We start from the raw sequence: 21582 nt of genomic DNA on the forward strand, positions 1-21582 counted from the left end.
ACGATCAAAAGATTGTGCGACACGCCGATGCGTGCTGCTAGTACTAGTGACCTTCAGGCAGTTAGATCGAGTCATGGACGGGTCGGTAACTGAGCAAAGAGCCACCGATGCTGTGTCCAGCGAGCTACGGATGCTCCGCTGGCAACGCGAGAAGCTCCACGCTGACGCCAGCGAGGCAGGCATCAGCGTGCAAGCCCTCCTACAGCGCCTCGTGTTTGAGGCAGCCGCCGTGACCCCCCAGAACGCTCCCGCCGATGCGCCGCGACGTGCTTACGACGCTGTGTCCAGCGAGCTACGGATGCTCCGCTGGCAACGCGAGAAGCTCCACGCTGACGCCAGCGAGGCAGGCATTAGCGTGCAAGCCCTCCTAGAGCGCCGCGTGTTTGGTGCCGAGAACCCCACTCGGCGTCAGCGGCGACGAGTGCAACAGCAGAGGCTGCCGTTGGCTGGATAACCCCGATCAGGGCAGTGCCCTGACACGACAAAGGCCGCCGTTCCCGCGGCGGCCTGTCGTCTAGCTCTTAAGTTCTGCGCCGGTTACCAGCCGGCTACGAATCGTTACTCGCCCTGAGAGGTGGCTTCGTGCTGCCTAAGATAACTCATGCTGCCCTGACACGCCAAGGTTTCGTCCCGACGGATCGTGCGCGTGTCTTCACTCACCGCGCGTGCGCCCCGGTTGACGCGGCGTACGTGGAGCTGTCCTGCCGTCGTCGACCTGCGGTGTTGCCGCGGTGGCACCAGGACGACCGCGGCCCGCAGAACGCCACCCGCGGCCATCACACCTACGCCCCGGACGGTGCGTATGCGCGCGTACCCGTCTGGGTCAGCCGTGAGCACTGGCTGACGTGCGTCGTGCCCGTCGCACTGGCGGTGCATGCAGACACCCTGCACCGGCGCGTGTCCCCTCAGCTGCTGCGCCGCTACCTGACCGTTCGCTCTGGGTACGCCCTGGCTGGCACTGGCCGGCGGTGCATAGTTCGCCCCGACACCATTGCCAGCGTCCTGCAGGTGGGCGTGAACGCGGTCAAGGTGTGCCAACGGGTGGCACGTGAGATCGGCCTGGAGGTCGTGATCCAGACCGGTCGAATGCTCAACGTCACCGAGTGCACTGCCGCCCGCCGCCGAGGATCTAGGCAGCGCGGGTTATCTACAGAGGTGGCTTTCACCAGCCCCGCTACGGTCCCCTCCCACTTGTGGATAGATACCCCTACCAGAGGTACCTCACTCCCAGCCAACCTGGACTGTGAGAACCCTTCCGTCAAGCCACAAACGGCCGCATGCGGCCAGAAAAAGGACGCGGCTTCGCCGCGCCAGCCTCCACCAGGAAGGGCTGACCCGGGCGGTGTCCGCCGACTGGCGCTGCAGATGGCTCACATGCTGCCGTGGCTGGCCTCTGAGGGCCCGCGGCGCCTTTCCCCGGCGCTGACCCGATTCACCACCTGCACACCGTCCTGGAATGCCCAGGACCTGCTGCTGGCGTTGTCCGACCTCGCTTTCCTGCGCGGCTGGCGCTCCCCACTGGCCGACCGGTCCGTACGGACCCGACCGGCGGCGCTGTTCGCGGCGATGCTGCGCGAACTGGACGAACAAGCCGACCACCCCACCGCCGCGTTCACTATCGCCGCCCCCTTTCCGGTTGCTGGTGGAACGTGCGGTCGGCCTGGGTGCGATGGGTGGATCGAGGTCCTGGACGCCCACGGCCGGCTCGACGGGGCCCGGCCTTGCCCGGATCCCGCTCACCGGCGCCAGCACAAAGTCGACCAAGTCGAGGCTGACGGCTGGAATGTCGAAGAACCCCCGTTCTAACCCTCCGAACCGGACCTAGCCAGCCCGCATCCACCACCGTTACCGTGCGAAACGTTCGACTAACCGGTCGACGACCGCACAAGGTCAGGGAGGACTACATGCAGCAGCACACTGGAACTGGGCGCATTGTCGAGGACAACCGTGGCGGCGGCTTCAGTCGCGGGGGTGGCGGCATTGACTCCACCCGTGTCGGTGGAGGTCGCAACGTCGGGGATGGGGGCCTCGTTGCGGGTCGCGTCGGTAACGGCGGCTGACCCCGCCTCACAGTCCAGAACGGTCGCGCTGCCTCCCCCTGTCGGCGCGGCCGTTCTGCATACCCGCGAGGCTTTCAACGCAAACCGAACGCCCGGTTCGGGTCGGCCGGCACCGGCCGCAGGTCCTTGGCCGGCACCCACCGCTGCACAGTGACTGGCTCCTCCCCCGGCCGTGACCGTACGACCACCACCAGGGCCTGCCATTCCCAGGAGCGCCGCCGCCAGGCCACGATCAGGCCCTGATCCGGGGGCTGGTGCGGGTGCAGGTCCCGCGAGCGAACCCACACGTGCCGGGTCGTGCGCGGCCGTGGCCACGTGCGTTCCGACCTGGACTGCCCCACCCCGCCCAGCGTATTCGAACACGCGTTCGACATCAGACCGTGACGCGACCTGTGCACGGCCACCGGCACACCTACGGGCGTCGACCAGCCGCCTGTGAACCCTGCTCCAGGTCCTCGGTGACCGCTGGGGCGTGCCCGCCACCTCTCACCACCGGCCCCCTCCCCTCCTCACCAGCTGCTTGTGTGAATGTGCAGGTGGGCCAGCACGATCGGGCCGCCCACCACGACCGCGATACTGAGCAGCGCGCCGAACGCCTGCAGGGGTGAGAGCGGGCCACGCCCGCGGTAGTGGAACACGCTTCAAATTTTGCCCCGTCCACCGCGGTGTCTGCGGGGCCTTCGCTGCGCTTCGGCGCTGTGATCGGCCGGCCAACCCCGTGCCGGCCCGGTCCCCTGCAGCTCGCGGCTGGCTCCCGCTGCCAGCTGGGGGTATGTCGCGGGGACGGGTGGGCCTCCAGGCCGCCTCCGGCGCCGCGGTGCGGGGCCTACGGCCGCCTGGACCCCCACGCACGCCCCGCGACCGTCCAGCAACGTTCACAACCTCAGAGCGGCGCCGGCTGCGCCGGCCCGCGCTATTGCGGCCCTGCGGGCCGGTCGGGGTCCGTGGGTGGTCGGGTTTGGCACGCACAGGGCTCACCCAGCCCAGCACGCCGGGGGCCCGACCCGTCAAGGCACGCCCCACCAGGTGGCCACGCGCTGCGCTTATTTCGCGGCCACCCGCCGGGACTCTCCGGCCTGGACGGCCCACCCTCACCGTGCTGTCCAGGGGTCGCCCCATGCGGGCCCGATCGCGGCACCTCCGCCGACGGTCGGTTCATCGAGTTGAGGAAGGAGGAACACCAGGTGTCGAACGCACAACACGCACTCGAGCTGATCACTTCGGTGGTCACGCTCATCACCGCGATCGTGACGCTCGGCACGGCAGTGAGCACACGCCGCCGCGACAGCGAGCGACGCCGCCGAGTACCAGCTCGACGGCGTCGTAGGCGAGTAACTCGCCGCTAGCCGGGTCAGGGGGCCGGGTCGGTAAGAGCCGGTCCGGTCCCCGCCCGACACCTTAGCCAGGCCCACCGACAACCGGAAGGAGAACCGATCATGGTCGCCATCACGCAGCTGCTCACGCTGCTCCTGCTGGCACAGATCCACGCCCAACAACGGCACACCGGCCGCTAACGCGGCGGGGTGTCGCCCCACTTGTCTCAGAGCGGGGCGACACCCCTAGCGCAGCCCCTACGCATGCGCCTACCGTGAAACCTAGTGCCGGTCGAGGCCTCCCCCCCCTGGTAACTCCCGGCACGCTGCAGTTCTCGCCTGGTGCACGACTCCCCTGCAGGTTCGCGCACCAGGCGAGAGCAGCACCCCTCACGACCGGTTTGGTCGGCCTGACGGCCGAGCGCCGGCCAGGCGCGGCCGCCAGTCCTGTGACCTTCCACAAGGCGCCCCACGTCCAGGAGCAGCCGCGAACAGCAGCACCGACGAGGGGGTAGCCCCTGCGCCAGTACAGCCACGCCCCCGCGCTGCCTCACGATGAGCACCAGGCGCGCGACGACAAGCCAGCACCTGCCACGGCACCCGCAGGGCGTGCGACCCACGAGGCGACTACTTCGGTGGGTGTTTCACCGGAAAAATGCGCCGGAAAATGGGCCAACCCCTTGCACTACTTGCATATATGCATCATAATGGACATGTCAGCACAACACCGGGGCCCAACCACCCCAACCCACCGAAAGAGAGCAACAGATGAGCACTACCGCTACAGCAACCGCCACCATCGGAGCGGTCGAAGAGCTGGACCCCCGCACGCTGGTCGTCGCCGCGAACGTGCGCGCAGACGTGCAACTCGACACCGAGTTTGTCGCGTCGCTGCGTGACCTGGGCGTCCTGGAACCGGTCACCGCCGTCCGGGACGGGGACGAGGTCCGCGTCCGCTACGGCCAGCGCCGGACCCTGGGCGCGATCGCGGCCGAGCTGGCGACGATCCCGGTCCGGGTCATCGACGCCGCCGACGATGACGCGCTGCGGATCGTGGCGCAGATGGCCGAGAACGACCACCGCGCCCCGATCAGCACCGCCGACCGGCGGATCGCTTACGAGCAGTTGACCGGCCTGGGTCTGACGGCGGCGCAGATCGCCAAGCGCACCCACCGCCCCAAGGACGAGATCGAGGCCGCAACGGCGGCCACCGCCTCAGCCACCGCCACGGCGGCCTTGGCCGAGCACCAGGACAGCCTGTCGCTGCTGGACGCGGCCGCGATCGCCGAGTTCGAGGACGACGAGCAGGTGGTGACCGCGATCGTGGCCGCCGCCACCGAGGGCGAGAGCACCGCCCACGTGATCCAGCAGGCCCGCGACGAGCGGGCACGCCAGGCCGTGTACGCGGCGGCGGCGGAGTCATTCCGTGAGGACGGTGTCACCGTCATCGACCGCCCGTCCTACGACTCCCCCACCACCGAGGTGTCGCGGCTGCTGGGAACCCGGGAGGCAACCCGCCCGATCGAGGCAGAGGAGCACCGCACCTGCCCCGGGCACGCGGTCTGGCTGCGCAGCGGCTACGCGTGGGACCACGACGGCCCCGAGTACGAGCCGGTGTACGTGTGCACCGACCCCAAGGGCAATGGGCACACCGTGGCCGACCCCTACGGGCGCACCCAGCCGGTCGGCGGGCCGATGAGTGAGGAGCAGAAAGCCGAACGGCGCACCGTGATCGACAACAACAAGGCCTGGGATGCGTCCGAGAAGGTCCGCGCCGACTGGCTGACCAACTTCGCCAAGGGCAGCGGCAAGCTGGCCGACGTCGAACGGTTCATCGCCCACGCCGTAGCGCGCGGTGAGACCCCCGCGCGGACCTACCAGGAGAGCAAGGACGCCGCCCGGATCGACCGGATGAGCGCCCCGGCTGCGACCCGGCACGCGGCCGCGCTGATCCTGACCGCCTGGGACCAGGGCACCAACCGGATGACGTGGCGCTCCCCCAGCGCCACGGACACCCGGATGATGGCCGCGATGATCGCCTGGGGCTACACCCCCGGTCCCGTCGAGCGGCTGCTGGTGCCCAAGGCCACCAAGAAGCCCGCACGCGCCCGCAGGAGCGCCTAACAGGACAGGTGGCGGCACTCACACCCGTGAGTGCCGCCACCGCCCCATAGCGCCCCACAGGGCCGCATGAGCGGTCACGGCCTGCGGCCTGTGCCGTGCTCAATGCGGCGCCGGCTGGCGTGGGTGGGTACGAAGCGCGCTGCGCGCGAGCTAAAGACGAGGGGGTGGGGTCCGATGCGGAGTCAGTGACACTCCCCGCGCTACCCGCCGCGGTGAACACGACCGCATCGACAGCGAGCACCTGCCACGGCACCCGCAGGGCGAACGACCCGCACGGCGCCTACTCCCCAAGAAACTCGAGAAATGTGCACCAAACTCCTTGCACTACTTGCACATATACGACATAATAGACATGTCAGCACAACACCGGGACTAACCACCCCACTACCGAGAGGCACACCATGGCTCACGAACTGGACACCTACGGAACCCAGGCCGCAGCAGTCTTCGCACGACAGGACGCGTGGCACCGACTGGGCACCGTGGTGCGCGATCGCGCGTTCACCGCTGAGGAGGCAATGACGCTGGGGAAGCTGGGCGGCTGGGATGTGCGCAAGTCCCCGCTCCAGACGGCCGTGTTGGATGAGGACGGGGTCACCACGTTGGAGATCCCGGGCCAGTTCGCCACCGTGCGCACCAGCCCCTTCACCGGGCATCCGGAGGCCCTGGGCGTCGTCGGGGGCTCCTACACCGTGCTCCAGAACGAGGACCACGCTCAGTTCCTGAACACGTTGGTGGATGAGTCCGGGGCGATCTTCGACACCGCCGGGTCGTTGCGTGGGGGCCGTCAGACGTTCATCACTCTGCAGATGCCCGAGACGATCAGGGTCGGCGGGTCTGATGAGGTCCAGCTGAACATCGCCGCGCTGAACTCCCACGACGGGTCGAGTGCGTTCCGGTTGCTGCTGACCCCGACCCGGATTGTCTGCGCGAACACTCAGGCGGCCGCGCTGCGCAATGCGACCGGAACGGTGAGCATCCGCCACACCCGCAACGCCCGCGCCCAGGTGCAAGCCGCCCGGGACGCCCTGGGCCTGACGTTCGCCTATGCGCAGGCCTTCCAGGCCGAAGCCGATGCGCTGGTCGACCAGGCGATGACCGATGGTCAGTTCTGGGAGCTGGTCGAGGGCATCTACGGCACGCCCGACAAGGACGCCCCGGCTCGCACGAAGAAGGCCACCGCGACCAGGACCCGGGCCCTTGGTCACTTGTGGCACGACGCGGACACCCAGGACGGCATCCGGGGCACCCGGTGGGCCGGGTATCAGGCCATCGCGGAGTACGTCGACCACGTGCAGCCGGTCCGCGCCAAGGGGGCCGACAAGGTCACCGCCCGGGCGCTGCGGTCCATCACCTCCCCCGATGCCACCGCCACCAAGACCCGCGCCTGGCGATTGGCCACCGCGGCGGTGTAACTGCCCACGGGATCTCGCACCCTCACCCGGTGCGAGATCCCGCCCGCCGGGCGTGCAGAGCGGTCACGGCCTGCGGCCTGTGCCGTGCTCGATGTGGCGCCGGCTGCCGCTCTCCGGGTCGCCGCCCGGGGCTCGTGCTCCGCCCGATCCCCCGGGGACCACTCCCCTACGCCCGGCAGCCGGCGCAGGTAGGCACTCGTAGGCACGGGTGGTTGCCGGGGGCACCGCGCAACTGACGTGAGTGGGTACCACGCGCGCTCCGCGCGAGCTGGAGACGAGGGGTGGGGTCCCACGGCGGAGTGGGGACTGCTCCCCGCGCTACCTGCCGCTGCGAACAGTTTCGTCACGACAAGCTGGCAGCTGCCACGGCACCCGCAGGGCGTCCGTGCCGGAGGCGTCTACTTTGCGTTGAGAAATCCCTTGCACTACTTAAACACATAAGACATAATAGACATGTCAGCACAACACCGGGGCCAACCACCCCAACCCACCGAAAGGAACCGCGATGACTCTTAATAGCCGCGCAGCAATGACCGCGCTGCAGCAAGTTCACGACGAGCTCGATCACCTGGAACGCAGGCGGATTCGCCGCCAAAAGGTGGACGCGATCATGCGCCCACCTAAGGATCCCAGCGAGCTCCTGCAGACCGAGGAGGCCCGCACCATCCGTGCAGGGCACGCCAGGCGGCAGAAAGCCTTCGAGGAGGAGTTGCGCAGTGTGCGTGCCCTTGTCGCCAGGATGGAGGCTGGCGGCCCCCTCATCGTCGCGGAAGTGACGCAGGGCTGGCGCGCATGGTGCGAGGACTGTGGGGCGATGAGCCCGGTCTGCGCAACGGCAGGGGGAGCAGGCGTCTACCGGCATGACTGTTACAGCCAGACACCCCCCGCAGCCGACGAGACCCACTTCTGAGACGACAAGACCGCCCCGACCAAAGGACGGGGCGGTCTATGTCAGCACAACGGCGGAACCACCCGCCGAAAGCAAGACCGACTCTATCAACTGGCAGCCGTCTCAGCGGCTACAGAAATTCTGCCAAATCTTGCATATATATCGCCCGTATTACTTGCATATATAGCACTTGTAAACGATAATGGACATGTCAGCACAACACCGGGGCCAACCACCCCAACCCACCGAAAGGAACCGCGATGAGCTATCTCATCCAGACCGGCAACCTCACGCAGGCACCCGAGCTGCGCCAGTCCAAAGCCGGCAACGCCTGGACCGAGGCGCGGGTGATCCATAACGACTACGAACAAGATCCCGCGGGGGAGTGGCGCGAAACCAGCAGCATCCCCTACACGGTGCGAGTCTTCGGCCGCCAGGCCGAGCAGCTCGTCGAGGCCGCCAACGCAAACGGCAACATCGCGATCCAATTCGCCGGCCGGTACACAGTGCGCAACTTCAACCGCTCCGATGGCAGCGGAGGGATCGCGTACGAAGTGAACGCGGACACCTGGGCAGTCATGCCAGGCCAAGAGGTGCAGCTGCGCAAGAGCGCGCCCCGCCAGCACGTTGCCGCCGCGGGGGAGTCGACACCGGATCTCGGCCCGGAACCACCGTGGTGAACCATCACCCAGATGCATGGGGCCGGCCCATCCAGACGGGCTGGCCCCATCGGCCCACTTGTGCACCACCTCAGAAAGGGGGCGAGCCTCGATGAGTACTCCGACAATTGCCGTTTGCAACCAAAAGGGCGGCGTTGGCAAGACCACCACCTGTTACCACCTGGCCCGCGCGGCAGCCCGTGACGGACGACGGGTCCTCGCGATCGACTTAGACCCGCAGGGGAGCCTGACAGCCATCCTGGCCAGGAACGGGTCAGTTGCGGCCGATGAGTTGACGATCGCCGACGTCCTCAGTCCCCGTGTGCAGGACGTGGCGTTAGCCGATGTGCTCACGCCGGGACTATGGGAGGGGATCCAGGTCGCTCCGGCCACCAACCGCACTCTTGCCGCGGTGCGGGACGAACTCATCACCACGCCACTCGGCCGTGAACGTCGCCTCGCCGACGCCGTGTCCGGCGTACAGGGCTACGACCTGGTGCTGATCGATTGCGCCCCAGACCTCAACACGTTGATGCACAACGCTCTGGTGGCCGCCAGCTCCGCAGTGGTGGTCACCGCACCCGCATTCCTGGCCAGCGAGGGCCTGTCGGCGTTGCTGGGCACCATCGAGGAGATTCGCGGTTACTACAACCCCCACCTCAAGGTCGGGGGAGTGGTGGTCAACGGCTACGACTCCCGCAGGGTCGGCCACCGCGACCGCCTGGCCGAGCTGGAGACCAGCGGCCTGCCCGTGCTCGAACCCGTCATCCCCCAGCGCGCCGCGATCCAGGACGCCACCGACAGTGGTTACGGCCTGGACCAATGGCCCGGCGGGTACGCCCTGGGCGACCTGTACCAGCAGCTGTTCCACGCGATCACCAAGGAGATCTGAGTATGCCCAGGCCCCCCGCCCGCAAGAGCAGCCTTGCCGGGTCCAGTTACTTCACCCCCGCGACGACCTCACCACCGACCACCAAGGACGCTGCACCAGAAACGCCGGCCAGCGCACCCTCACCTGCGCCATCCGCTGCAGCGCAACGCAAGACCAACAACCACCCATCCGAAGCACCACCAGGCACCCAGCGGATCGCGACCTACTGGCCACACCACGAACTGCTCCCACTCGCACGAGGGGCGTACGTGGCCGACCTGCAGCGCGTCCCCGGCAGCCCGGACAGCTTCGCCCGATGGATCGGCCAAGCGCTGAACAACTACGCCCAACTGAACACCGCCGCCCGCGAAGGAGCCCTCCTCGAGCCGGTTCCCAGCAGCGACGGCAAGACACTCGCGCGACCGTTCAACATCCCCACCGCCGATGTCGAGGCCATGCAACGCGCCCAGCGGGTCGACCTGGAACACAACCAGGTGCGCTCCCGCAGCGAGTTCATCACCCGCGCCATTCGCGCCGCCATCGCCGACGCCCGTCAACGTGCCGGCGGCGAACTGCCCGTGGTGAAGGGGCGACTACCCGGGCCCGCCACACGGGTCGGCCTCCCGCCTGCATAACTTGCACCCCTTGCCCATTTACGATATGTTGCACCAAAAGCACTAGAGCGACATATGTCAGGGATCAGGAACAAAATGGCCTGACGGGTGCGTGAACACCCGCCAGGCCCTACCGGGGAAGGAGCCCCAGCAATGAATGACGATACGAGATCTCGCCGACGCGAGAACGACCAGATCACAGCCGGCGCCTTGGGCGTACTCGGCGCGCTGTGCGCGATCGTGTTGGTCGTGATGAACGCACCAACCCTCGCGATCGACGCAGCGGTCCTGGCGGGCCTGACAGCGACGGTGCTGGCGGTGGCGTTGATGGTTGGGCGGCACCGAGAGCGGGGGAGTGGCCGATGATCTGCGAACCATGCCAGGTGCCCGGCCACGCCGCAGGCGACTGCGACGACGCCAAACGCACACAGCTGATGTACGCGTCGTGCCCGTGCCAGCACCGGCCCGTCCAGCACGCCGAGGCGCACACCAGCCGTGACGGTGACATCGAGAAGTTCCGAGTTACCGGTAACTAATAGAGGCGGAGAATTTGAGCACGGGTATCGAACTGCCACCCGGTGCGATCGGGTACGTATACCGAACGGACTGCGCTGAGCAAGGGTGGTCCTACATCGGACAGAGCCGACGGTTGGACCGAAAGAGCCTGGACAGTTATTTCGGTAGTGGCCACGCCATCCAGGAGGTGATCGCCGAGCGAGGGGTTGCCGGGCTTGAGAAACGGCTGCTTGCAGTCGCTGAAGACCAGGTCACGCTTCACTACCTGGAGATGGTGGCGATCGCCGAGGCGCGCAAGGACGGTGCGCGCCTTCTCAACGGGGACTTCGGCGGACCCAGGCCGTTCCCCGTCATCCAGCGTGCCCTGTGGGCCGTGCTGCCACAGGCAATGTTCGCCGCTCTCTTGAAGGATCACGACGAATTTCACTCGGTTCTTACCCGCAACCAGACCACGGTCGAGGAAGCCATCCGCGATGCCGTGTCGGCGCCGGCTACTGATGTTGTAGATGGATTCGAGCGTGACCTGCGGGCAACACAAGACCTTTCCCACCCTTGTCCTACGTGTGGTGCCACGGTCGACGCGGTATGTCGCAGCAACTCAAAGTCGTCAACCAAGCCGCACAACCCGACGGTGAACCACAGAGGACGGCCCCGGAGTTAGCGATGCGCCGGCGCCGGCCACGCGCGGCGGTCTGCCTCCCGGTCAGGCTATGTCCTTGTCTGGCCTCAGCTTCCAGGCGTGATCGTTCAGTGGCCCGTTGCGCGCAGGGTCGATTCGGTGGCGCCGAGGACCAACGCGACCAGGACAGCGATGTTCCCGGCGTCGACGTACCCCACCCGCTTGTTGTTCGCCGCTCTCAGCGATTTGATCGCGTCCGCTCGCGCTCGTGCAACCGCTAGTCGCGCGTGGGGGGATGGGTCATTCCACTTGTCAGTGGTCATGTGGTTGAAGGTCTCGGCGTCAGAGACCTCGAAACTGCGGGACCACTCGGCGATCAGCGATGCCACTAGGGCCGCAGCCACTGAGACGACGAACGCCGCGAACACTAGACCGCTCCACGTCCGCAACGGGCCTCTGCCAAAGGCACCCAAGAGGGCCGCGAACACTGTGACCACAGCTCCGCCAAGCTGCTGTATGCGGGTGGCGCGCCCCAGCAAACGGTCGGTGCGCTCTCGTTCCGTTGCTAGCTCAGCCTCGATGTAGCCGGCGTATTCGATGCCCGTGTCCGGGTTCATTGGTCCTTGAAGATGATCGTGTCTGGTGCTGTTGGGGGTTTGGGCCCCTCTTTGATTTCTTCGGCGCTCAGCCACGAGGTGTCGGGCAGCTCTTCGTGCGTCTCGTCAGAAGGTTCTGGTTCGGTCGATGCGTCCTGGTCGCTCATAGAACCGAGTATGGGCAGCTGTTATGACAAACGGCCGCAGGGCGACACGTGGCGGGCGTGGCCGGCTGTAGCTCACACCACCGCCGGCGGGCAGCCCTTGGTCAGCTGAGGCTTAGGGAGCCGCTGCGAGCAAGCTGGGGAACGGTGACACGCTCAGCATCTCCGGCAGGGTGGCCAAGGTAAACACTCGGCCGTCTGTGTCACGTACGACGGGTCCGAGGGTGTCGTTGACGCGGCTCCACCCAAGGCCGGCAAGGACTGCGAAGAGGGGCACTCCGCCGAGTCGGATCGCTTCGGCTCGGAGGCGTTCGAACCGCAGTGCCTTGTCTCTGGCCGTTCCGCCGTCGTTGACCAGTTTGCATTCCAGCATTGCTCGTAGCGCACCCGCCTCGTCGTAGACGACGAAATCGGGAGCGGGTGCGACGTGGATCTCGAAACGGTTGGCGATGTCCGCCTGGTTGTGGCTTCCGGTCCTGATGTGGTGAATGCCGTGGGAGGTGAACAGCTCTTCGACGCTGTCTTCCAGGAGGTTGCCTCGTTGAGTGGAGGTGGCATCGAGCAGCTGGCGGAACGCTCCGCCGTAGTGGCGCTGGTGAAGGAACGCGGCGTAGGGGACCCCGTCGCGGGCAAGTCGTTGAACAGTGGGCCATCCACCTTGGGTGTCGTACTTCTCTTGCTTGGTGTGCAGGCCCCCAGGGGGGTCTCCAAACAGGGACCCATCCATGACGGCGACGATGGTGAGGGCGGCGAGCCGGGCCTGCTCGACCGTGGGCCGGCTGCCGCGACGTTCCATGCCTTCAACGCGACCACTGGACAATGGCTTCAATCCCAGGGGCTCTGCGACGAGCTGGGTCGCGCTAGCGAATTCCTTACTCAGCAGCCCCAAGATTGTGCGCAACGCGAGCAGCGAATGGGGTTGCTCGACGATGAGCGCGGTCAGGGTGTCTTCGGTGACAGCGGTGAAGTTGCTGGTCCCCTCAGCAGCGGCAGCGTATGCGGCTTCGAACTCAGGCAGTTCGTACGGGGCAAACGAGTGGACGTAGGCGAAATCGGGGGCCAGGTGCGGAACGTAGGCCTCCTTGGCCACCGCGGCGAAGATCTCTTGGTGCTCGGCAGTGCCGTGGTTCTGTGATACGAGCCGGATCTGCGCTACCCGCTGGTCCCAGCCGTCAGCGTCGACGATCCGACGGACCGTCTGCTCAATGCTGGCCATCAACCCACGTCGCCGCGCTGGGTGAGGCGTTGCGCGTCGGTGGCGATGCGGCGTTGGGCCGCATCGACGTACTCCTGGTGTATCTCTAGACCCCCGACCCGCCGTCCAAGGCGGCGCGCGACCACGGCGGTGGTGCCGCCGCCGGCGAAGGGGTCGACAACGACACCACCGGTGGGGGTCATCGAGCTGATGAAGAATTCGGCGAGGCCTTCGGGCATGGGTGCGGTGTGGGCGACCCCGCGGTGTTGGTTGTAGGTCTGGCTGACCGGGATCACGTTGCCCGGGTCGGCGCCACCGTGCTTGTAGGTGGAGACCCGGTCGCGACCAAACCCGGCCTCTGTGGTGCGCCGGCCGTTGGTGTCCAGTTTGCGGCGCTGGATCTCATCCTCACTGGTCTTGTACGGCACGCGGACCGCGTCCAGGTCGAAATGGGGCTTGGCGCCGCGGGCAAAGTGGAAGACGTGCTCGAACGAGTCTTTGGTCCGCGGGCCGAACTTGCCCGGGATCGCGTTCGGCTTCTGCCAGATGTAGTCCTCGATCCATCGCCACCCCATGTTCTGCAGGGCGATGACAAGCTGGAAGACGTACGGGTGGCGTTGTCCTCGAAGTGGACCGTCTTTGGCAACGCGGTTCTTGATGTTGATCACGAGCGACCCGGTGTCGGCCGTCGCGTCGAACATGGCCCGGGCAAACGGAAGGAACCACTCCACGTAACGGTCGGGATGAATTCGGCTGTAGGCCCGCTGGTCCGCGTACGGCGGCGAGGTGAAGAACAGATCAACCCCGCCCGCTGGCAGTGCCGGCAACCAACGCGTCGCATCCCCCCAGGTCACACCCTCCGACAGCAGGTGCTGCAAAGCGGTGTCCGGTGTCGCCGGAACGCTTGGGCCGACAGGGGGCACGGACTGCAAGGGCATGGCGCCATCTTCGTCGATGATGTGGGAGTTGCCGTGCCCCCCCGCCGGGTCTTGATCCACGAACCACTGAGCTGTTCGGCGTTTGCTGAGCTGGTTCGGGCCATCAGGCTCGAGAAGCGCGCGCACCACAGGTCGATACTGATCGCATGAGCTTGGTGGAATGGACAGCGCTCCCAGGCGAGACGACTGAGGCCGTTGTTGCCATGTTGGTCAATCGGGAGTACCCGACGTCGACACGCATCACCCCATCGCAAGGGGACGGCGGGGTGGACATTTTGCTACGCGACGGTGACGGACCTGGTCGGGACGTGGTCTACCAAGTGAAGCGTTACACCAAGGTCGAGAGCAAAGAAAAGACCTCCATCAGCGATTCTTTGACAACGCTGTTCGCCGACCCTCGTTGGTCTCAACTAAACGTCACGCAGTGGCGACTAGTACTGCCATGGGACCCCACTCCAGAGCAAGACCAGTGGCTCCAGGGTCTGATGGCCAAGTTTGAGGGCGTCACCGCGGTGTGGCACGGACGGACTTTCGTGGACCAGCTCGCCGCGAAACACTCCGATGTCATTGACTACTGGTTGCATGGAGGCCGCGAACGCCGGGGTGCGGAGATGGCGCAGCTGGCATCTTTGCTAGGCCTCAGCAACGTAGAGTCGACCACTACCCCAGCCGAATTAGTTGACCGCCTAGGAAGAGCTGTGGGTGCACTCCAGGACGACCCTCTGTATGAGTTCGTATTCCACACGGGAGAGGGCTCTGCAGAGGAAGTCCTCCACAAGCTGATGGTGGACCGGAGTGATCAGCCAGGTCTAGCGATGTCCTGCGTTCAGGGGGCCGGCGAAAACAGGTGGGTTCAGGTCGACATCGTGGCGCGGTGTGCTGCGTCTACCCAGATCGCGCCCATCATTGGAACTGGTCACATGAGCGCGCCAGTGGGCACCGCAGCGGCGCAGGAGCTAGAAAATTTCAACAAGTTCGGGGCCCCTTTGGTCTCAGGCGAGGTCAAATTCGACGGCACTCTGGATGCTCCAGGCGGATTCGGGGGACCCATAGAGAACGCGACTCTTCACCTATTGCCCGTCAGCCTGCCGACCGACGAAGACCACGACCTCCGGATGGAGGTGCGCACGCCCGAGGGTGAGGCAATCGCCCAGCTTGATCTGACGCGCACTGACCGCAGTCATGGAAGTTCCGGCATGCGGGTGGTTCTAACCGAAGAAAACGCCCTCGTGACGATTGGCATCACCGCCGACCTGGTCGAGACAACCACCCATATCTCGCTGACCCTTGGCCAGCTCGTCGGCCGTCCCGTATCTAGCGTGGAACCGATCTTCAGATTCTTGTCTGCCTGCCACGCTCCCAACACAGTGCACTTGGGCCGCCGACACGCTTGGCCAGCCACGGCGGTGCACGACCCGCTGTTCAGCAAGTTGTTCGACCAACCCGGCGTCCCACTACACGACTGGCAGTTAGTCGCAGGGGCGATGAAGGCTCTGGCCGCCATTCAGGCCTCTGCGTCAGAGGTCATCAAAACTCCCGACTTCACCACGGTCACCAACGGTGAAATAGGTGCGTGGTCACAGGTGGAGCAGCTGCTGTCCGGGCAAGAGCTCGAGGGGACCTATCCGGAGGACCTAGTAGTGCGATTGAACGTCTCAGAACCTGTGGCCGCCTCGATCGCCGACGAGGGGTTGTTAACTGACACGCAGCCGTTGAAGGTAAGGGTCAAAGATCAAGAGCTAGACCTTGGACGGGAGCTCCACACCCGATTCGAGCATGCGCGGGTCGTTGCATCGTGGGCGACCGAAGAAGCGATGACGATCGAGGTGCAGACCGAGGACCGACAGTTTCGGTTGCACGTCGGAGGATTCCCTGTGTGCCAGTGCAGTGAGGCGCCCGATAGCGACATGGGCTGACTGTCGTTTTGGGGTACACCCCAAACCGACACATTGAGATAGCCCGAAAGCTGTCGTTCTGGTTGGGGATTTCGATCATTCCGACAGATGTGTCGGTAATGTCCCTCTCGTGAGGTTTCAGACAGTTGCCTACCTACGGGTGTCCTCGATCGACCAGAACGTCGACCGCCAGGTCGACGTTGTCGGCAAGGTCGACAAGACGTTCGTGGACCGGATCAGCGGCAGCAGCCGGGAAGAGCGGACCGCGCTGGCCGAGATGATCGACTACGTGCGCGAGGGCGACACCATTCGTGTCGCCGCGATGGACCGGCTCGCCCGGTCGGTCATCGACCTGTCGCAGATCGTGCAGCAGTGCACCGCGAAAGGCGTCAGCGTGGAGTTTGTGGCCGAGGGGTTGACGTTTGCCCAGGGGAAGGAGAACCCCTACGCCGAGTTCGCTCTGCACATGCTCGGATCGGTCGCTCAGCTGGAGCGGTCATTGATCCGTGAGCGGCAGCGTCAGGGGATCGCGCTAGCAAGGACCAAGCGCACCTACCGGGGGCGCACCGCGGTGCTGACGGCCGAGCAGGTGGCCACCGCTCGGTATCAGCTCACTCAGAAGATCCCTAAGGCACAGATCGCCCGAGATCTTGGAGTCTCGCGCAGCGCGCTCTACGACGCCCTGGCCGGCCGCGGTGCATACGTGGCGCCCACCACCACCCGGCCGACGATGGCCGGTGGCTCGGAAGAGATGGAGCTGCCCCTGTGAGTGCGTCTCACAGCAGTGCCTCCCGCTCCGAGTCGGCGGCGCGCCCCGATCTGTGGCACTACACGGGTCGCGTCGGTCTTGCCGGGATCGCGCATAAGAGGCTCTTGCGGGCGACGGCCGCGGATCACCAGCAGGAGGACGAGCTCCGAGACGCCGTGCGGCTGTTGCAGCAGTCGTATGACGCCATCACCGGGGACGGCACCCTCTACGGCGTCGAGGACATCTGTCGAGCGATGACGTTGGGCGACTGCACCAAGGTCGCGGTGAAGAAGCTCGACGAGCCGGTTCCGTTCACAACCTGCTTCACCGCGAAGGCAGATCTGCCGGAGCACTGGCGAAAGTTCGGCAACTAGGCCGCGGTGGTGTTCTCCGAAGAAGACCTGCGAACGATCGCCACGCGGGCCCACGGGCACTTGAGGGATGCGCTCTACGTCGATCCTGAGGGGAAACGGATGCCGGATATCAATATCCGCCCCGACGAGCACTGCGAGGTTCGGCTGGAGGCAATGGTGCGCGCCCCGATCAAGGACGCCAAGTACGAATGGGAACAAGAACGCCGGCTCATCATCGCCGGCACCACCGAGCTGGTCCATGGGACCAGCTCGGGCGACGAGGCCAAGCCCTACGTCGAGGTGCCCTTGGGGGATGTGCGGCCAGCTCACATCGTCGTCGCCGCGCAGCTCGGCCAGACCGGCCTCGACGCCGTGAGAGGGCTGCTGGCATCCCACGGGTGGTCGGGTGTCCCGGTCGAGCCCGGCGAGTCTTTCTCGACATAGGTAGTTCTAGTGCTATATCGTTCTGGTCATGAGGCGGACCGAGACAGCACTGCGCGTGGCCGATGAGTTCTTGTCCCGGCCGGGTGACAAGCACTGGGGGTATGAGACGTCGAAGGCCACCGGGATCCGGTCAGGATCGCTGTACCCGATCCTGACGAGATTCTTGGACGCCGAGTGGATCACCGACGGCTGGGAGGACCCCGCAGCTACCGGGGGTCGTCCACCGCGCAGGTACTACGAGCTGACCGACCGCGGACGGGCGGAGATGGGTGGCTTCGTGGCTGGTGCACGCATCCAAGCCAGCGCCATCCGCTCGAGACTGCGGCCGCTGGGAGGAACCGCATGAACGTGCACCTGTTGTTCGCGCATCCGTGGACCTGGATCACCGGGGTGCTGCTCGTGGCTCTTGTGCATGGCGTCGCACCTCAGCTGCTGCTGCGGCTCGCACTGGCGTGTTACCCACGCCGAGATCCACGCCGGCGGGAGCTGCGAGCCGACTACGCCGCTGTTCCCGTCAAAGAGCGGCCGCGGTGGGTGCTGGATGTGTTGACCGCCGGCCTCCTCGACGGTCTGCACCTTCGTGTGCGAGACGTGCGACGACGACGCAAAGCTGATAGCAACCTGCAGAAGCTCATCGACTTCAACCTGTTGGACAAACCCACCCAGAGGGCGTTCTTCGGGATGTTGCTCCTACTTGGGGTGGAGGGGATGGTGTTCGGTTTCGTCACACCGAACCTGTGGACGGACGCGGCGTCCATGATTACTTGCATGCTCATGGCAGGGCTGCTCTACCGTCTCCGGCTTCTCACCCGCCGGGCCGATGAACGCGCCGACGCGCGGCGGACCGATCCTGCCCACCATGACGAGTGAGACAACCCCCACGCTGTCCGACGTGGGGGTTGTTCGAGTCCCTCTGTGCTTAGCCCTACGAGGGTCCCTGGGTGGCCTGGGCTAGCCGTACGGCCTGGAGTCCCCGCTCAGAACTCCGATGCAGACCCTAGCTAGTAACCGGGTGGGTGTCAGGGTCGGGAGATGGTGGTGGCGGTGACGGTCACCACTGCGTAGTCCTTGCCCTTGGCGGGTTTTCTGTGGTCGTGCATGGATTGGAACCCGGCTTGCACGATGGGGTGGCTGCCGGGTAGCACGGTCACGGTGTGGGAGACCTGGGTGACCATCCGGCCGTTGTCGGCGGCTGCTTGGTCGACTTGGCCAAGGGCTACGGTCAGGGCGTTGGTGAGTTCGAGGTCGATGCCCATTCCCCAGAACAGGGAGGCCGGGTCGTCAGCCATTGCTGCTGCTGGAGGTGTCCGTCGCGGTGTGTTCGGGTCGCTTGCTGGTGCGGGTGGACTTGGGCCGGCCGCCGCGGCGGGTGGTGGGTTGGGCCAGGCCGAGCTTGCGCAGCTCGGTGGAGGTCCACCCGGCCTGGGTGGCATCGCTCCAGGCCGCGGCCGCGTCACGTTCGGCGGCGTCGGCGGTCTCACGTGCCCGGGTCGCCGCGTGCTGCCGTTCGCTGAGTTTGCCGACAGCGTCGATACGTCCGGCGAGCAGTTCCTGGGCCTTGTCGGTGATCTCAGTCATGCACCTCACGATAGAGCGATGGCCAGCTCCGCACAGTGGTTGATACCTTGCCGCGTTATCACGTGTCACCGCCTGGAGGCATACGCGACGTGCCCCCATGTGAAGCCCCCCCAGCTGCCTGCAAACGTGCGCGCCGACACAACGGAGCCGCCGGGGCGTCGCGTTCCTGTCACGCTGGGATACCCCTGTCGTCCCCAGCCGCTTTCCCGGACCGCACCGTCAGGTGTAGTAACGCGGCGACGTCAACGGCGGGAGCAAGATGTGCACTTATGTGCATTAAATGATCCCTGGGGCTGGCGCCTGGCGGGATCTTGGGACATGCTGGACAGGCACAAGCGGTTGTTGAGGTCCGTTCCCTTCGGGTTCGGACGATCGTCGGAGAGGGGTGGTCTGCGTGTCTGGTGACATCGCTGACGGTTCCGACGAGGGGTCGCGGCCGCGGGTGTTGCGCCGGTATCGGCGCGCGAACGCCGGCGGCGGGCCGCGGGGTCACCGGGTGGTGATCACCCACACCGATGAGGAGTGGGTGCGAGTGAAGTCCCTCGCAGAGGTCCAGGGGGTGACCGTCCCGCGGTTGTACGCGCGGGCGGTGTTCGCCCGTGACGTGGTCGCGGCGGCACGGGTGGAGCAGGTGCATTTGGAGCTGTACGGGGTGCGCCGGTTGCTGGCCGGCGCCGCAACGAACATCAACCAGATTGCGCGAGTCGCGAACGCTACAGATGACGTCGACGGCGCGGCCCTGGCGGGTGCGGTCGACCTGCTGGAACGACAGATCGGCCGTCTCAACGAACTGTTGAAGGGGCTGCCCGGGAGTGAGTTGACGTGATCATCCGGGTGTTGAACACCGGCAAGGACGCGCCGGGGTTGATGCGGTACGGGTTCAGCCAGTCGGCCCGGGGCGAGCAGGACGAGCGACGCACGAACGTGCACACCAACCCTCACCTGGTGGCGGGGTCAGGATCGCTGGCCGCGGAATGGTCTGGTGAGTTGACGAGTAAAGAGGCCACGCAGCTGGGCCGGTTGGTCGAGTCATCGTGGCGTGCCCGGTACGCCGAGCAGCTGGCCTCGGTGGGCGCAGGCTCGGGTGGTATATCCCGTAGCAATCTGACCGGTCCGGACGCCCAGCGGTCGGGGCGTGACCACGTGTTCCACGCGGCGTTGTCGTTGCACGCGGACGACCCGTCGTTGACCGACGAGCAGTGGCAGGCCGTGGCGTCGGAGTACGTCGACGGGATGGGTTTCACCGAGGGTGGCCCGGGCGTGGGATGCACGTGGGTCGCCTTCCACCACGGTGAGTCCGAGCACGGTAACGACCACATTCACGTCGTGGTGAACCTGGTGCGAGAGGACGGCGGGTGGGCCAGCACGTCGTTCTCAAAGAAGGAATCGCAGCGGGTACGCCGTGAGCTGGAAGCACGCCATGACTTCCTGCGCCCATTGCACGATCCGGCGTTGTCGGCCGAGCAGCAGCGGGACGCGCGGGAGCCGGTCGGCCTGCCGGGGTATGTGCGCGGCGAGCTGCGGCGCGCCAACCAGCGTCAGAGCGTGGGTGCGCACGAGGTCGAACCAGACCGGGTGCATCTGCAGCGGGTAGTGCGCGGCGCCGCGCAAGCGGCCACGACGGAGGCGGAGTTCCTGTACGGGGTGCTGGAGCGTGGGATCGATATCGAACCGCGGTGGGCGGCTGGTGGACGCACCGACGTCGTCGGGTATTCGGTGCAGGTGCCGGTGCCCGACGGGGTGTCGCCGGCGGGCGCGGATGAGCGGGTGCGGTACGGCGGCAAGAAGCTGGCACCGGACCTGACGCTGCCGCAGCTGCGGGCCCGGTGGACCGGGAATGAGACTGATGAGTCCAGGGAAGCGGCGATGGCGATCTGGCGCGGGGAGGTCCCCGTCCTGCCTGCGGCTCAAGACGCACCTGGGCACCTGCGCGAGGCCACCGCGCACCTGTCGGCGTGGAATGACCGTCTGGCCGGCACGGACGTGCGGGACCGGGCAGCGTGGAAGCGGGAGACCGCTCACGCTGCGGGGACGATGAGTTTGGTGGCCTCGGGCCTGGCAGGGCCTGAGGGTGTGCAGCTGGGCCGCGCGGCGGATCGGTTCGCGCGGGTGTCGTTGGCAGTGCCAGCGCACCGTGCCGATGCCCCACCGGTGCCGCGCGCCGGGTTGAGTGAGGCCGAGCTGGCGGCCCGCCATCTGAACCTCGCGCTGCGCGCTGGAGGCACTGATGCGGCCCGGGGATGGATGGCGGTCATGCAGCAGATGTCACGGACCACAAAGGCGATCCAGGACGCGCACGCGGCGCGTTACGAGATGGTGGCCGCGACTCGGACCCTGGCGGGGGTGCCAGCCGCCGTAGGGGGCGCGACGAACCGGTTCGAGCAGGTTGCCCGGCTGGAGGAGATCCCGGCCGACATCCGGGCCGATGCTCGCAAGCTGACCGCTCGGGGCCCAGGAACCACCAGACCGCACCTGGGAGCCGGCAAAGCCGTGGCGTCTGAGGACACCGCCCAACCGACCGTGATCGATGCAAATGCCCGCACGCAGGACAACGATCAAGGCATGTAGAGACCACAGTCGCGGTGATCGTT

23 protein-coding genes are annotated in these 21582 nt (G+C 66.4%); 16 read left to right on the forward strand and 7 right to left on the reverse strand.

Features of this window, described 5'->3' with window-relative positions:
* The first annotated feature begins 1374 nt into the window (after window positions 1-1374).
* Window positions 1375-1806 carry a hypothetical protein gene (locus JOB34_RS15555; RefSeq protein WP_208053548.1) on the forward strand — a complete coding sequence of 144 codons (432 nt, stop codon included), beginning with the start codon at window positions 1375-1377 and terminating at the stop codon, window positions 1804-1806.
* A 763-nt stretch (window positions 1807-2569) separates the two neighbouring features.
* Here the strand turns inward: JOB34_RS15555 and JOB34_RS17935 are convergent.
* Window positions 2570-2698, reverse strand: coding sequence for a hypothetical protein (locus JOB34_RS17935; protein WP_279538971.1), 129 nt, complete (start codon window positions 2696-2698; stop codon window positions 2570-2572).
* Window positions 2699-4141: 1443 nt separating this feature from the next.
* Here JOB34_RS17935 and JOB34_RS15560 point away from each other — a divergent pair.
* From JOB34_RS15560 to JOB34_RS15590, 7 genes are all read left to right on the forward strand, one after another.
* Window positions 4142-5497 (forward strand): ParB N-terminal domain-containing protein, encoded by a 1356-nt coding sequence (locus tag JOB34_RS15560; protein ID WP_208053549.1) that lies wholly within the window; start codon window positions 4142-4144, stop codon window positions 5495-5497.
* A 401-nt stretch (window positions 5498-5898) separates the two neighbouring features.
* Complete coding sequence (locus JOB34_RS15565; RefSeq protein ID WP_208053550.1) at window positions 5899-6912, forward strand: DUF932 domain-containing protein; 1014 nt, start codon at window positions 5899-5901, stop codon at window positions 6910-6912.
* Between the two features lie 529 nt (window positions 6913-7441).
* A complete protein-coding gene (locus JOB34_RS15570; protein ID WP_208053551.1) occupies window positions 7442-7822 on the forward strand; it encodes a hypothetical protein in 381 nt (126 codons plus the stop codon).
* A gap of 239 nt (window positions 7823-8061) precedes the next feature.
* Window positions 8062-8481, forward strand: a complete 420-nt coding sequence (locus JOB34_RS15575; RefSeq protein ID WP_208053552.1) for a single-stranded DNA-binding protein — start codon at window positions 8062-8064, stop codon at window positions 8479-8481.
* A 91-nt stretch (window positions 8482-8572) separates the two neighbouring features.
* On the forward strand, window positions 8573-9352 hold the full coding sequence (locus JOB34_RS15580) for a ParA family protein (protein ID WP_208053553.1): 780 nt from the start codon (window positions 8573-8575) through the stop codon (window positions 9350-9352).
* Between the two features lie 2 nt (window positions 9353-9354).
* Entirely contained in the window at window positions 9355-9966 is a 612-nt protein-coding gene (locus JOB34_RS15585; protein WP_208053554.1) for a hypothetical protein, read from the forward strand.
* Window positions 9967-10594: 628 nt separating this feature from the next.
* Window positions 10595-11122: a hypothetical protein gene (locus JOB34_RS15590; protein ID WP_208053555.1), complete on the forward strand. Its 528-nt coding sequence runs from the start codon at window positions 10595-10597 to the stop codon at window positions 11120-11122.
* 86 nt (window positions 11123-11208) lie between these two features.
* Here JOB34_RS15590 and JOB34_RS15595 read toward each other — a convergent pair whose 3' ends face one another.
* The 4 genes from JOB34_RS15595 to JOB34_RS15610 all read right to left on the reverse strand — a co-directional run bounded on the left by JOB34_RS15595 (window position 11209) and on the right by JOB34_RS15610 (window position 14102).
* Window positions 11209-11697: a hypothetical protein gene (locus JOB34_RS15595; protein ID WP_208053556.1), complete on the reverse strand. Its 489-nt coding sequence runs from the start codon at window positions 11695-11697 to the stop codon at window positions 11209-11211.
* A complete protein-coding gene (locus JOB34_RS15600) occupies window positions 11694-11843 on the reverse strand; it encodes a hypothetical protein (RefSeq protein WP_208053557.1) in 150 nt (49 codons plus the stop codon). Before JOB34_RS15600 ends, JOB34_RS15595 begins: the two co-directional genes overlap by 4 nt.
* Window positions 11844-11955: 112 nt before the next feature.
* Window positions 11956-13056, reverse strand: a complete 1101-nt coding sequence (locus tag JOB34_RS15605; protein WP_208053558.1) for a hypothetical protein — start codon at window positions 13054-13056, stop codon at window positions 11956-11958.
* Complete coding sequence (locus tag JOB34_RS15610; RefSeq protein WP_208053559.1) at window positions 13056-14102, reverse strand: site-specific DNA-methyltransferase; 1047 nt, start codon at window positions 14100-14102, stop codon at window positions 13056-13058. Before JOB34_RS15610 ends, JOB34_RS15605 begins: the two co-directional genes overlap by 1 nt.
* Before the next feature lie 17 nt (window positions 14103-14119).
* On the opposite strand from JOB34_RS15610, the gene JOB34_RS15615 reads away from it, so the two are divergent.
* The 6 genes from JOB34_RS15615 (at window position 14120) to JOB34_RS15640 (ending at window position 18283) form a co-directional block, all read left to right on the forward strand.
* Entirely contained in the window at window positions 14120-15889 is a 1770-nt protein-coding gene (locus JOB34_RS15615) for a restriction endonuclease (protein ID WP_208053560.1), read from the forward strand.
* Window positions 15890-15998: 109 nt separating this feature from the next.
* Window positions 15999-16637: a recombinase family protein gene (locus JOB34_RS15620; protein WP_208053561.1), complete on the forward strand. Its 639-nt coding sequence runs from the start codon at window positions 15999-16001 to the stop codon at window positions 16635-16637.
* On the forward strand, window positions 16634-16990 hold the full coding sequence (locus JOB34_RS15625; protein ID WP_208053562.1) for a hypothetical protein: 357 nt from the start codon (window positions 16634-16636) through the stop codon (window positions 16988-16990). Before JOB34_RS15620 ends, JOB34_RS15625 begins: the two co-directional genes overlap by 4 nt.
* Before the next feature lie 9 nt (window positions 16991-16999).
* Window positions 17000-17413 (forward strand): hypothetical protein, encoded by a 414-nt coding sequence (locus JOB34_RS15630; protein WP_208053563.1) that lies wholly within the window; start codon window positions 17000-17002, stop codon window positions 17411-17413.
* Window positions 17414-17441: 28 nt separating this feature from the next.
* Window positions 17442-17759 (forward strand): helix-turn-helix transcriptional regulator, encoded by a 318-nt coding sequence (locus JOB34_RS15635; protein WP_208053564.1) that lies wholly within the window; start codon window positions 17442-17444, stop codon window positions 17757-17759.
* On the forward strand, window positions 17756-18283 hold the full coding sequence (locus tag JOB34_RS15640) for a hypothetical protein (RefSeq protein ID WP_208053565.1): 528 nt from the start codon (window positions 17756-17758) through the stop codon (window positions 18281-18283). Before JOB34_RS15635 ends, JOB34_RS15640 begins: the two co-directional genes overlap by 4 nt.
* A gap of 149 nt (window positions 18284-18432) precedes the next feature.
* On the opposite strand, the gene JOB34_RS15645 is transcribed toward JOB34_RS15640, so the two are convergent.
* Both JOB34_RS15645 and JOB34_RS15650 read right to left on the reverse strand, forming a co-directional pair.
* Window positions 18433-18702, reverse strand: a complete 270-nt coding sequence (locus JOB34_RS15645) for a hypothetical protein (protein WP_208053566.1) — start codon at window positions 18700-18702, stop codon at window positions 18433-18435.
* On the reverse strand, window positions 18695-18991 hold the full coding sequence (locus JOB34_RS15650) for a hypothetical protein (RefSeq protein ID WP_208053567.1): 297 nt from the start codon (window positions 18989-18991) through the stop codon (window positions 18695-18697). Before JOB34_RS15650 ends, JOB34_RS15645 begins: the two co-directional genes overlap by 8 nt.
* Before the next feature lie 394 nt (window positions 18992-19385).
* On the opposite strand from JOB34_RS15650, the gene mobC reads away from it, so the two are divergent.
* Entirely contained in the window at window positions 19386-19817 is a 432-nt protein-coding gene (gene mobC, locus JOB34_RS18210; RefSeq protein ID WP_208053568.1) for a plasmid mobilization relaxosome protein MobC, read from the forward strand.
* Entirely contained in the window at window positions 19814-21559 is a 1746-nt protein-coding gene (locus JOB34_RS15660) for a hypothetical protein (protein WP_208053569.1), read from the forward strand. The genes mobC and JOB34_RS15660 overlap by 4 nt, the downstream gene beginning before the upstream one ends.
* Window positions 21560-21582 lie beyond the last annotated feature (23 nt).

It is taken from the genome of Allobranchiibius sp. GilTou38 (genome assembly GCF_017565325.1).
GTDB classification, from domain to species: domain Bacteria; phylum Actinomycetota; class Actinomycetes; order Actinomycetales; family Dermatophilaceae; genus Allobranchiibius; species Allobranchiibius huperziae.

Coding starts and splice junctions, on each gene's coding strand:
- JOB34_RS15605 (WP_208053558.1), bottom strand. CDS start 13,056: ATGGCCAGCATTGAGCAGACGGTCCGTCGGATCGTCGACGCTGACGGC.
- JOB34_RS15565 (WP_208053550.1), top strand. CDS start 5,899: ATGGCTCACGAACTGGACACCTACGGAACCCAGGCCGCAGCAGTCTTC.
- JOB34_RS15600 (WP_208053557.1), bottom strand. CDS start 11,843: ATGAGCGACCAGGACGCATCGACCGAACCAGAACCTTCTGACGAGACG.
- JOB34_RS15570 (WP_208053551.1), top strand. CDS start 7,442: ATGACCGCGCTGCAGCAAGTTCACGACGAGCTCGATCACCTGGAACGC.
- JOB34_RS15560 (WP_208053549.1), top strand. CDS start 4,142: ATGAGCACTACCGCTACAGCAACCGCCACCATCGGAGCGGTCGAAGAG.
- JOB34_RS15635 (WP_208053564.1), top strand. CDS start 17,442: ATGAGGCGGACCGAGACAGCACTGCGCGTGGCCGATGAGTTCTTGTCC.
- JOB34_RS15650 (WP_208053567.1), bottom strand. CDS start 18,991: ATGACTGAGATCACCGACAAGGCCCAGGAACTGCTCGCCGGACGTATC.
- JOB34_RS15615 (WP_208053560.1), top strand. CDS start 14,120: ATGAGCTTGGTGGAATGGACAGCGCTCCCAGGCGAGACGACTGAGGCC.
- JOB34_RS15640 (WP_208053565.1), top strand. CDS start 17,756: ATGAACGTGCACCTGTTGTTCGCGCATCCGTGGACCTGGATCACCGGG.
- JOB34_RS15595 (WP_208053556.1), bottom strand. CDS start 11,697: ATGAACCCGGACACGGGCATCGAATACGCCGGCTACATCGAGGCTGAG.
- JOB34_RS15575 (WP_208053552.1), top strand. CDS start 8,062: ATGAGCTATCTCATCCAGACCGGCAACCTCACGCAGGCACCCGAGCTG.
- JOB34_RS15555 (WP_208053548.1), top strand. CDS start 1,375: ATGCTGCCGTGGCTGGCCTCTGAGGGCCCGCGGCGCCTTTCCCCGGCG.
- JOB34_RS15580 (WP_208053553.1), top strand. CDS start 8,573: ATGAGTACTCCGACAATTGCCGTTTGCAACCAAAAGGGCGGCGTTGGC.
- JOB34_RS15585 (WP_208053554.1), top strand. CDS start 9,355: ATGCCCAGGCCCCCCGCCCGCAAGAGCAGCCTTGCCGGGTCCAGTTAC.
- JOB34_RS15645 (WP_208053566.1), bottom strand. CDS start 18,702: ATGGCTGACGACCCGGCCTCCCTGTTCTGGGGAATGGGCATCGACCTC.